At 56.9% G+C, this 11,544-nt stretch carries 12 protein-coding genes and 1 tRNA gene; 12 read left to right on the top strand and 1 reads right to left on the bottom strand.

The genetic code is table 11. From position 1 onward, the window contains the following. Positions 1-671 precede the first annotated feature (671 nt). The 12 genes from NKG60_RS18460 to NKG60_RS18405 all read left to right on the top strand — a co-directional run bounded on the left by NKG60_RS18460 (position 672) and on the right by NKG60_RS18405 (position 11,254). Positions 672-917 (top strand): YMGG-like glycine zipper-containing protein, encoded by a 246-nt coding sequence (locus NKG60_RS18460; RefSeq protein ID WP_292658193.1) that lies wholly within the window; start codon positions 672-674, stop codon positions 915-917. A 23-nt stretch (positions 918-940) separates the two neighbouring features. Next, on the top strand, positions 941-1,288 hold the full coding sequence (locus NKG60_RS18455; protein WP_352665219.1) for an EF-hand domain-containing protein: 348 nt from the start codon (positions 941-943) through the stop codon (positions 1,286-1,288). Between the two features lie 51 nt (positions 1,289-1,339). Further along, positions 1,340-1,711: a hypothetical protein gene (locus NKG60_RS18450; protein ID WP_352665217.1), complete on the top strand. Its 372-nt coding sequence runs from the start codon at positions 1,340-1,342 to the stop codon at positions 1,709-1,711. Positions 1,712-1,747: 36 nt separating this feature from the next. After that, the gene (locus NKG60_RS18445; protein ID WP_352665216.1) at positions 1,748-2,182 is read left to right on the top strand and encodes a hypothetical protein; all 435 of its coding nucleotides are present in this window, start codon (positions 1,748-1,750) and stop codon (positions 2,180-2,182) included. 58 nt (positions 2,183-2,240) lie between these two features. Beyond that, positions 2,241-2,759 carry a hypothetical protein gene (locus NKG60_RS18440; RefSeq protein WP_352665215.1) on the top strand — a complete coding sequence of 173 codons (519 nt, stop codon included), beginning with the start codon at positions 2,241-2,243 and terminating at the stop codon, positions 2,757-2,759. Positions 2,760-2,971: 212 nt separating this feature from the next. Next, entirely contained in the window at positions 2,972-3,952 is a 981-nt protein-coding gene (locus tag NKG60_RS18435; protein ID WP_352975315.1) for a PDZ domain-containing protein, read from the top strand. Positions 3,953-3,991: 39 nt separating this feature from the next. After that, entirely contained in the window at positions 3,992-6,301 is a 2,310-nt protein-coding gene (locus NKG60_RS18430) for a lysozyme inhibitor LprI family protein (protein WP_352665213.1), read from the top strand. A gap of 17 nt (positions 6,302-6,318) precedes the next feature. Next, positions 6,319-6,735, top strand: coding sequence for a lysozyme inhibitor LprI family protein (locus tag NKG60_RS18425; RefSeq protein WP_023718799.1), 417 nt, complete (start codon positions 6,319-6,321; stop codon positions 6,733-6,735). Positions 6,736-6,750: 15 nt separating this feature from the next. Further along, positions 6,751-8,628 (top strand): M60 family metallopeptidase, encoded by a 1,878-nt coding sequence (locus NKG60_RS18420; protein ID WP_352975314.1) that lies wholly within the window; start codon positions 6,751-6,753, stop codon positions 8,626-8,628. A 91-nt stretch (positions 8,629-8,719) separates the two neighbouring features. Beyond that, the gene (locus NKG60_RS18415; protein WP_352665211.1) at positions 8,720-9,220 is read left to right on the top strand and encodes a hypothetical protein; all 501 of its coding nucleotides are present in this window, start codon (positions 8,720-8,722) and stop codon (positions 9,218-9,220) included. Positions 9,221-9,328: 108 nt separating this feature from the next. After that, positions 9,329-9,682 (top strand): DUF4087 domain-containing protein, encoded by a 354-nt coding sequence (locus NKG60_RS18410; RefSeq protein WP_352665210.1) that lies wholly within the window; start codon positions 9,329-9,331, stop codon positions 9,680-9,682. 396 nt (positions 9,683-10,078) lie between these two features. Beyond that, positions 10,079-11,254 carry a COG3904 family protein gene (locus tag NKG60_RS18405; RefSeq protein WP_352665209.1) on the top strand — a complete coding sequence of 392 codons (1,176 nt, stop codon included), beginning with the start codon at positions 10,079-10,081 and terminating at the stop codon, positions 11,252-11,254. A gap of 133 nt (positions 11,255-11,387) precedes the next feature. Here NKG60_RS18405 and NKG60_RS18400 read toward each other — a convergent pair. After that, positions 11,388-11,472 (bottom strand) — tRNA-Leu (locus NKG60_RS18400). Positions 11,473-11,544: the final 72 nt, after the last annotated feature.

Here is an 11,544-nt window from a genome sequence, read left to right as displayed (position 1 = left end):
ATGACAATCCGGCTGGGAAGATGCTCACAACGCGGCCGCAGCACCCCCACTGCGCCTCGATGTGGCGCGCCGCAGCGTTGAAAAAACTCGAATAAGTGAGCAACGTTTCTTTCGACCTGCGCAGCCGGATGGGCTCGGTCAAAAAAAGATACCGACAATAGATCAGGATACAGGCAATCGTATAAGAAGCGATTTCGCCATTGGCTTTTTTCGATCTGCGTAAATGCATAACAACGTGGTATATTACTTGTAACAACATACAGCCAATGGAATAAAGTCGATTTTCTGTGCTGGTTCATTGCTGTGAAGCGAATTTCAGTATCTGCTAAGATAGCCGGCATTGGTTCTTAATTATTAAGCATTTGCGAAATTCAACCCGCGATACTGCAATTTTTCCTTGCCATACGCCGACTTCGGATGCAACTTTCTGGCAACAGCAGCCGCGTTAGTTGGTTGCTGGCATGCTTGGGCGGACGGGCGCGAAGCATGGAGAGGGAAATCGATATTCGCTAATGCGGCCCCCCGTGGGGAGCGTTTCCCCTCGACGTAAGAGATCACGACAGCCAGCGACTAAGTCTTCGAATGCATGGCCACGGTCTGGCTCTTTCGAGGCCGGCGAAGCTCTGTCCTCCGCGGATGGCACCAATCAGCAATCAGATCAGGAAAGAGCGATGAGGAAATCAACCTTGGCAATCGTGCTCGCGGGCACTTTCGCGCTTACGGCGTGCCAGTCGTCATCCAACCCGGAAGTTCAGGCGCGCAACAGCGAGTTCGGCTGCATCGCCGGTACTGTCGGTGGCGCGATCGTGGGCGGCCTGATCGGCAGCACCATTGGTGGTGGAACCGGACGTGTGATCGGTTCCGCGATTGGCATCGGCGGTGGTGGCTACCTCGGCAATCGTCTTGCCTGCGGCTGAGACGAGAAGAAAGGGACAAGACAATGAAATCCATAATCGCGACCACAGTTTCCTTGCTCCTGCTTTGCGCCGGCGCGGCCACGGCACAGCAGTCCATGTACGAGGGTCACCAAGACCAACTTGATACCGATGACAACGGCGCGGTGAACCGACAGGAGTATCAGGCCTTCATGACCAGGGCCTTCGAAAAGCTGGACGCCGATAATAACGGCGCTCTCAGCCAAGCCGAAACCGCCGACGTCCTGAACGCCGATCAGTTCGCAGCAACCGATGCGAACGGGAACGGCCGTGTCAGTCGGGACGAATTCATGAACCGGGTGATGAAGGACTTCGCGGCGGCCGATAAGAGCGGGGACCGCCGCCTGCAATAGTTTTCGGATACGAACGATCCCCCAGCCGCCAGGCAGTCGGAGGAATGAACCATGAAATTCGTAATCTATGCGACCCTGGCCACTGCTTTGATGGCGATCTCCGGTTGTACCACCGACGACTACGATGGTTGCCGGGGAAGGGGTTGCCTGGTTGATCGGTCCCATAAGGGGAGCCGGAAGGTAGACGACCGGCCGCAGTTCGACAGGAACGGCAATCCCAACTTCGATACCAGGGGCCGTTACATCGGTTGCCATGGGCTCGGATGTAAAGTCGACGATCCTGATGACGGGGATCAAAGCATCGACGACAGACCGCAGTACGACAAGGAAGGCAATCCCAACTTCGATACCCAAGGCAACTACCAAGGCTGCCGCGGCATCGGCTGCGAGGTCGATGCGCCAGAAGATGACGATTCCGATTGATGGCCCTGCAACGAACAAGGAAGAGGATAGCCACTCATGTCTGAATTGAACGGTCTCATCCGTCGGCCTGCCAAAATCGTCATGGTCGGCCTTGCGGGGCTGGGAATGACGCTGACGTCCGCTTTCGCCACGAATAGCGCCTGTGACGGTGTAAAGGTCGAAGTGACGAAGGCGCGCAAGCAGGAGTATGCCCCTCTCGTCGTCTCGGCGTTGGACAAAAAGTTCAAGCCCGCTCAGGCGAAGTTCATCACGATCATGGAGAGCGGCAGTTGGAGTGCCGCCTACGTCTCCACGCCGGTGAGCGATGACGGCGTGATGTTCTTCCAGACAGTCAACGGAAAGAAGCAGTTTCGCGACGTATGGGGCGGCTATGCCGACCCATCGGAAAAGCCTGAACTCGTATCCTGGGCAAAGAAACTCGGAGCGCCGCAAGACCTGGCAAAGTGTTTTGCCGACGAAGTTACGGAATGACGGTGATGATCGCTGGCGATCGCCGCGGCGCCGGCGTAGCAAATGGCATCGAAAAGGCATGGATCAGCAGAAACTGATCAAGGACTGCATGACCGTCAAGGGTTCACACATCGAGGAGATTCGAACAATGGCCAGAAGACACGCTTTTCTCTTTGCGTTGGGGATGATCTCAGCAATCAGCACCGGATCAGCGTCCGCGCAATCGGCTGCGGAGGTGAACGGCAACCTGGACACGCTGTTCGGAAGTCATGCTCCGTACCAGACCTTCTTCGACAAGTTGAAAAAAGCGGTCGGTTCCGATGACAAGGCGACCGTTGCCGCATTGGTCGCCTATCCGTTCCAGGCCCGCATCAAGGGAAAGGCCCTGAAGATCAAGGATCAGAAGCAGTTCTTGACCGATTACGACCAGATTATCACCCCGAAGGTGAAGGGTGCTGTGACCAAGCAAACCTACGCGACGCTTTTTGCGAACTGGCAGGGCGTTTCCATCGGCGATGGAGAAATCTGGTTCAGCGGCATTTGCAGCAACCAAGCCTGCGAACAGCAGACGATCAGGATCATCGCCATTAACGACTGATGTCGATAGAGGAAGGAAGGCCGGTGTTCATTTCCCGCAACAGGGTTCAGCCCTTCACGACGATCAGAAAAGCGGGCCTCGATCTCGACATGACTGAGACCGCAGCCTTGGGCGTCTCCTATCGGGGCCAGTTCGGGTGTCCACGAGAACGGCTTCAACCCAAGCTCGACGTCTTGTTCTAGCCACCGGCGCCTGCGGAAGGATGTAGAAAAATGCTCGCTCTTCGAAAATCCAGACTGATCGTGCAGTTCGCCCGCGCGTTGGCAACTTCAGTGAAAATGGTGGCTGTCGTCAGCGTAGCTGTCCCGCAGACGATCAATATTGCGTATGCCAGCAAATATGATCTGCCGAAACCCTATGTTTCCCGGGCTCTTAACGCGGTTTTGATACCCATCAACCACGCCTCTCGGCACCGCTACCAGATACCGCCCAAGCTTCGCGGGGTGTATGTCTTGGCCGTTGCACCCCATGGCGTTGCCGCGCGGCAAGGCATCCGGCCGGGTGACGTGCTTGCCACAGTGCGGCATCAACCGATTTCGACGCCGACCGATGTCGACCGACTCGTTTGGGCCGCTCTTGCCGTGAGCGCTACCAGTTTTCTGTTTGGCGTGAACCGCGGAACAGAAGCCGCAGATGTCGTCGAGGTCAATACCAACATCACCGTCAACAACTTCAATACCAACATCTCGGTCAACAATATCTCGCAATGGACGAGCGTCGATAACCATGAGGAGTGGACGCAGATCGTCGATCAGTACGACGACGAGATGGAGACAAGCCTCGAAGACACAAGCTATCGCGAAGACGACTCGCTGCCCGGCGACGCCAGTCCAGACGTAACTCCTCCCGATGCTGATGACGATTCCGACGATAACAACGCGGACACCGATGGCGATAGCTCGGACGACAGCACCGACGACGACAGTTCCAATGATCAGGACGATTCGAGCGATCAGAATGACGATGATGGTGATGACGACAACAACACCGACGACGATAGCTCGGATGACAATACCGACGACAATAATTCCGATGATCAGGATGATTCGACCGATCAGAACGACGATGAAGACTCAACGGCCGGTGATGATGATCAAGACAGCACCGACACCGACGACGATAGCACGAATGACGATGCGTCGGATGGCAGTACCGACGACGCTGACGGATCGGACGATGACGATGCCAACTAGCGGCCGACCGTGCCGGTAACTCTAAACGGAGGACAATCGATGAAACCCGCGATGCTGACCGCTGCCATGGTTCTGGCCATGCCAGGTTTAGCATTTGCCCAGGACAAGTGCGCCGCCAAGGATCAGGCCGCCCCGAACGCGTGCGCCGATGCCGCGTCCAGGAAATCCGACGACAAGCTGAACGAGCTTTACCAGCAGATCGAAGCCCGCCTGAAGGACGATGCGGATACCAGGACGCTTCTTGTTCAGGCACAGCGCGATTGGGTCAAATTTCGCGACGCCGAGTGCGGTTTCCAGACCGCGGGAGCGGCTGGAGGAAGCGTGGTGCCAATGCTCATCGCCCAGTGCATGGACAGCCTGACGCAATCCCGTGTCAAAGACTTCGAGGGCTACCTGAAATGCCAGGAAGGCGATCCGAGCTGCCCCGTTCCGGCAGCGAACACACCACCTGCCGTACCTGCCGTGGCCGATGAGAACGGCCAGACCGGCCTTGCCCAGGCTGCCGACCCGATACCCGTTCCATTGCAACATGTCAGGGACTACGGAACCGACAGTGATGAAGTCATCTATCACAAACTCGGGATCGTGGTGGGCATCAATGGTGCCAAGCCTCGTCTGTACGAATTCGACACCGGGTCGGATGAGTTCAACGCGGAGATCGATTCGAGTGTCCCCGGCATAAAGCCGGTGCCCGGCAGCAAGCCTGAAATGTACCCCTATGGAGACGGCACCTATGGCGATTGGGTACAACAGGTCCGTTTCGACAGCCTGTCCTATTACGATCCGGATGATCCCTCAAAGCCTGTCGTAACCCTCGATGGCGGCTTTGGCGCTGCTCGGGTGGTGGATTACGTCTACACCAAGGGTTTCGGCGACCTCGAGGATTTGAAATTGACGCAAAAGCCCGTGGGCTACCATGGCGATACGCCGGTCTATGCGGATCTTAATGCTCGCGAGAGCATGCAGAAAGGCGAACCCGGTGGTTCGACGACGTTTTACGGCATCTTTGGAGCTGGCGATTTTATCTTTGCAGGAGACCAGACCACTGCCCCCGGCAGTCAAACCCAAAGCGGCTATGTGGTCTCCGCCAATGCAAATCTTGGAAAAAAGAAGACCACACCGGGCTGCGTTCCCTGCCTAACGCTGAATTTGTCCCCCAGTCTGAGGTCTCAGTTCACGGCCCTGACCCCGTGGGGCAAGCTGGACTACAAAGACGCTCAGAGGAAATTTCCACGATCAGGCGCGAACGCATCCAATGAGTTAGAAGGGTCTTACCGTTATACAATTTCTTTTGATCATAAGGGAAAGAAGCAATCGGTTGATTTCAGTGGGCCTGTTTTATTGGATACAGGAACGTCGACCTTTGTCTCCATTACCTCAGAAGAAGTTTTAACTAAGCTTCGATCGAGAGGATTCGAGCTTAATGAATATAATTCAACTATAAGCAATTTTAAGTTTTTGGGATTTGAAGATAGTTTCAACAACAATGAATACAGCGACATCGTTATCGATCGCCAAAGCAATGAGGGTGACGGCAATGGAGTTACTGTCGGCATACCCTTCTTTCAGTCCAACTCCGTAATGTATGATCTGGAAAACAGAACGACCGCATATTCACCCTATTTTGTCAGCGCTGCTAACTTCACGACAGACGCGGCTGCCGAGGATCAAGTGCAGCTGAATCGCGCGACCAGCGCTGCTGGAAGCAAAGGATGGCTCGGACTGGCCGGCATCATCTCCGGCGCCGGCGACTTCACGATCGAGAAGGACGCCGACGTGCGCTTGACCGGGGCCAATACCTACACCGGCACAACCCATATCGCGGCCGATGGGTATCTTACTCTGGCCGGGCCGGGCAGCATTGAGCATTCCTCGCGCGTCATGGTCGACGGTGTGCTCAACATCGATCAGAAAGGAAACCACCTGAAGCCCTGGGGAGTGGCGCACTCCATGAACGATACGGCCATTCGCAACCTTAGCGGTAAAGGCAATGTCTATCTGGGTGCGGGCAGACTGATCCTGACAGAAGCCAACGGGCAATTTGATGGAACCATAGCGGACTTTGATGACGCCGGCGGCATGAGCGGCGGCCTCGTTGTCGCCGGCGGCAAGCTGACGCTGAGCGGCAAGAACAACTATTCCGGCGTGACGGAAGTCGCGTCAGGGGCGCAGTTGCGCGTGACCGGCTCTTTGACCGGTGACATTTCCGTCTCGGGATTGCTTGTCGTTGACGGGGAGGCCTCCGGCAAAGTCACGGTCAAGGAAGGCGGCAGGCTGACCGGCTTAGGAACGCTCGGCAGCGTCATGGTCGCCGAAGGTGGCAAAGCTGATCCAATGAAAACCAGATAATCGGGAAAGGGAAATCGATGAAAACCGCAATTCTGACTGCTGCCGTGGTTCTGGCCATGCCGACTTTCGCCTTTGCCCAGGACAAGTGCTACGACGCCGCCAAGGATCAGGCCTCGCTGAATGCGTGCGCCGATGCGGCGTTCAAGAAATCCGACAAGAAGCTCAATGAGCTTTACAAGCAGATCGAAGCCCGCCTGAAGGACGATGCGGATACCAGGAAGCTTCTTGTCCAAGCTCAACGGGATTGGGACAAATTTCGCGACGCCGAGTGCAGTTTCCAGACTTCAGGAGCGGCCGGAGGAAGCGTAATGCCGATGCTCACCGCGCAGTGCATGGACAGCCTGGCGCAATCCCGGGTCAAAGCCTTCGAGGGTTACCTGAAATGCGGCAAGCAGGGCGATCCGATGAGTTGTCCCGTTCCGGCCGCGAATTGACACCTCGGTGCCGGGATGAAGACCTTCATCGTATCTGCAGTGCACTTGATAGCTGGGCTGTTGCTGGCGGCAATTGTTACGGTCGCAAGTGCCGCTGAGATCCCCGAAGGGGACTATTACATCGTCGCGAAGCATTCCTACAAAGCGCTCACCGCCTTTGAAGACGGGCATGGCGAGGTCGTGCTTGGTCAGTCCGCTCGCAAACCCAAGGATGGTCCCGCGCAGCTGTGGACCATCACCAGGGCGACCGGGGAAACGAACGGCGCAACCTATCAGATCCGGTCTCTACGATACGGGACGTATCTTGCCGGCGGCGACGAAGACGAAAACGGGGACACGAGTGTCGTCCTCGAGAATGAACAGCCCGCCGGAGGGTGGCGCTTCAAGCCGCATCTGAACAGCTATGGCGTCGAGCTGAATGACAGCGGCACGACGCTCAACGTCAGGGCCAATGAACGTGCGGACAACGCTCGGATCATCGTCTATGACGCCAGCCTGGACGATAATGCCCAGTGGTTGCTTTATCCGGCCGGCAATGGCGACCAACCGGCAGCGGCGTCGGCAGCGGTGTCGGAATTCGACAATCTGAACAAACGCTATCGCCTCGCCCCAATGCCTGCAGCCACACCCGAGGCCAATAGGCTGAGACGCACGAAGCTGATGGACGATCAGCCAAGCGGTGTGTTCGTGAAAAAGGGAGAGGCAGTATCGGTTACGGCCGAAGGCCTGCCGCGTTCCCCGGACGGCTTGATGATCATGATCGGCCCGATGAACAGCTTCTATGACGAAAGACCCCAGGATGACCCGCAATTGGTCATTGCCAAGCAAGGGCGCACCGATTTCACGGCGAAGCGCGACGGGCTGATCTATTTCCGCTACGTCGACAGCGGCTTCAGTGCGGCTCCGCCTCCGATCGACGTGGCCATCGTGCGCGGCGGCAGTTCGATCCCCCTCTACGTCAAGGGAAAAACAAGCTTCGAAGGCTGGCGTAAAATGCTCACCGACATGCCCGGTGCGCCATTCGTCGAGATGATAAGCGAGCGTGTTGCCATTACCGCGACCCGCAAAGTCTATATGAGGGCGCCTCAGGACGACCCCGCGGAAATTCTCGACACACTCGAGCAAATTCTAGGCTGGTACGATGCGCTATCCGGCCTCGACGGTTCCTCCAAACTTCATCGGCCTTCCCGTTTGCGCACGCACTATCAGCAGGACACGGTGACACCGGCGAAGGTCTTCGACGACGGCGTATACATGTACGCAGGCAACTATTTTATGGGTGTCCCCGGCAGCAACATGGGTGATTTGCTGGACGTGAATAAGCTGCGGCAAGCGTGGTCGATCTGGCATGAAACCGGCCATATGTACCAGCAGCAAGATTGGACCTGGGGCGAGATCGTAGAAACCACGGTCAATATCTATTCGCTCAATGCCCAAGCACATTTTGGCCATCCGTCCCGCCTGAAAGAGCGCGACGACTCTACCGGCAAGACGCCGCTGGATCTGGCGGCGCGATATCTGGCGCGGAAGACGCGCGATTTCGACAATGAAAAACAGATGCGTGTCAACGCGGATGACGACGATGAGCTTTGGGCGCGGCTGGTCATGTTCGATCAATTGCGCCGGGGTCTCGGCGAGGATTTCTATCCGAAGCTTCACCGATATTATCGCGAGCATCCACTGGATGATGCCAATGAGCAGGATACGGTCAAGGTACAAACCTTCATCCTGCGTGCCAGCACGGTCGCAAATCAGGACCTGACCCGGTTCTTTTCCGATTGGGGGCTGCACATCGAGCAGGAAACCGCCGACAGATTGAAGCGTTTGAATCTGCCTCCAGCAGATCCTCAACTGTCGCGCGTTGCTCTGAATGTTGCATCACGAGGAAACTGAATGATGAAGCCGGCGGCGAGCGCGATGCCGGAGCCAGGCACGAAAGGATGCGGGGTATCGGCATTGCGTGAGGGGCTAAAGGAGGTGGATTGTGAAACGCTATAGATCACTGCCCGCAGTAACGATTGCAGCATCTGCGCTGTTGGCATGTGCTGTGCCGGCGACAGCGCAGGGCGACCTTGGCTTCGACGTCAACGTCACGCTGTCCAAAAAAGCAGCCGCCAAGCTCGCGGCTAAAAAGGAAGCGATCGTTGTCCTCGCCTCCTATTACGGCGATCCGAAGCGGGGCGCCGAGAAGCACGCCAACGAAGTCGGCCAGATCGATCTCACGCCGCAGGACGAAGAGATCGAAATAGCGGGCACAGCGGGCCACGCCCGCATCAGCGGCACAAAGGTCGACACGAAGCGTCTCGACTGGCTTGCCGGCCCTCCCGAGGTCAACGTCAACGTTGCGTCGGCGCGCAAGAGCAGTCCGGACAATCTGCTCAGCTGCGATTTCATCGACGGTCCACTAAGCGATGTCCAAAGGAAGCCTGTGACGCTTCATTGCGGATTGATCGAAGAAAATGTGGACACGAAGTTGAGGCCATAAGGCACACAAAATCATGCCGACTCGTTACCGGCGCCAACGCAGATTATCGGCGGCATGACCTGCTTTGCTCAAGGGAGGTAAAGATTCTCCATGCGGCCATTGTTCGCTATGTGTTTCGGCCTGACCATCATGTCCTTGCCTGCTGCCGCCCATGCCGAGCGTCGTTGTGGCTGGTACTCCAGCCCGACACCAGGCAACCTCGTCCTGGCCGACAGTGACGGGGATTGGTGGATCCAGATGCAGGGACGGCCGGATCCCAAAGGCATCGACAATGTGCCGGCCTTTGACGAGCGACAATTCGTCGAGACCAATGTGCCTGGTTCGGGCCACGGCTACGGATGTGCGTGCATGACCGTCGCGACCAACGCCAAGCAGCAAAAGATCACCAGAGTGATCTCGGGCCAAATCCTTCCGCTGGCGCGCTGCCGCAACGACAGATCGCTGCCTAACCCGGAGGGATAATTATTGGATATCTTATCGGACAGCCTAGTCTAGGACATCACCAACAAAAAAGCCCGGCAAAACCGGGCTTTTTCTTGGGCTCTGAACGTTATCAGAAGTTCGAAACTGGAATCTGGTGCCCAGAAGAGGACTACTCGATGAAAAATTACACCATAGGGTTCGGCGGTTGGTGTACGCAGCTGCGCCAAAAGTGTGCCGCAGTTTCTGTAGGATAGGTGGACAATTGAGACGGCCACATTGGAAGATTGCCCTGATGCCTCGAAAAGAGATGACGGCGCTCCCCCGCCGGTCGCGACCAAAGCATGGGCTTAAAGTTGCTAGCACCAGATCTGCATCGAAGATTCGACAGTCGCGTTCACCGGGGGTAGGCTGGGTTTTGGGGTTGTTCTTGGGGTCATGTCTCGCGCCTTGGTCGTTCGCGTCATGTTGTGTGTTGCATCGGTGCTGCTGGGAGCTCCGGCGGCCCATGCCGGTTTGCAGTTTCAAGTTGGGCAGACCGATTCCGGATTCCGGTATATACTCGTATCGGGTGATTTCTCGTATCAGGATGACCTATCGGTTTTCGAGGCATTGGCGCGGTCCAATGCATCAGTCGCTGTCACCCTCCAGTCCCCCGGCGGCAACATCCAGAAGGCTATGGAGCTTGGCCGCCTTATTCGCAGGCTCCATCTCAGCACGGCTCAATTCAGGGCTGTCGAGTGTGCTTCGGCCTGTTCCCTGGCGTTCCTTGGTGGCGTTGTGCGCTACGCCGAGCCGGGTTCCATCGGCGTCCACAGGTCCTCATTCAGTGGCGACATTCCCGTAAACACCAAGGACGCCGTTTCCGGCGTTCAGCAGGTGACCGCCGACATCATCACCTACATGATCGAAATGGGCGTGGACCCCGCTCTGCTTCAGCTTTCGCTGCAATATGACAGTGACGACATACGTTATCTTTCTAGGAGCGAGATGGCGAAGTACAAGGTCGTTACCTTGGAACCCGAAGCGAGCTGGCCGCCGGTCGCAAGCCAGCCACCATCTTCGACGCCATCGTCCCAGCAAGCGCCGCGACAACCCCCTGTCGCGTCTTTGCCGCCTGCTTCCACGAATCCTTCACTTGTTATTCCCCAGGCCCGCTCGGGCCGGGTTCTCCGCTCCCAGGGCGCGGCGCCTTTAAAGGCGCTCCCTGAGGTAAGATCTGCCACCCTCGTCAATGTGCGAAACGGCAGCTCAGTCGTGATCTTGGGTAATGTCGAGCGATGGTACCGCGTCCGTGCAGACGGTCAGGTCGGCTACATGCATGACACCTGGGTCTACGTCGACCAGTATGAGAGCGGCCCCTTCGGACAGCGTCATATCCAGGTCAAGAGCTTCGACAATCTTGCCGATGCGGAAGCCTATGTGCGATCGGCATCAATCCCGCTTGTCGGTTATCTCGCCACCAACGGGTGGTTCGCCATCACGCTACGCGGCACCTATGCCCAGGATACCGCTAAGAACCTAGCCAAGGCGATGAAGGAAAACGGGTCGATCCCCAACGACGCCTACGTCACTTATGGCAACAATTATGTCCGCAATGTCTGTTGCCGCTAGCCGGCGCGCTTAACAGTAAGGGCAGCACACCCCCGACCGGACCCAAAAAAGGCCGCGAAACAAGAAAAAGCCCGGCAAAACCGGGCTTTTTCTTGGGTTTCTGAACCTCATCAAAAAGTTCGAAACGGGAATTTGGTGCCCAGAAGAGGACTCGAACCTCCACTCCTTGCGGAACACGGACCTGAACCGTGCGCGTCTACCAATTCCGCCATCTGGGCTGGTGCGCGCTCATTAAGCGGGCGAGGGATGAGTGTCAACGCGCTTTTTTGAAAGCCGCGTTGCTTCTCCGC

The organism is Mesorhizobium sp. M1428 (assembly GCF_040317515.1).
Lineage (GTDB): Bacteria > Pseudomonadota > Alphaproteobacteria > Rhizobiales > Rhizobiaceae > Mesorhizobium.
The sequence above is the reverse complement of the archived record's forward strand: the minus strand, read 5'-3'. Positions and strand labels throughout refer to the sequence as shown.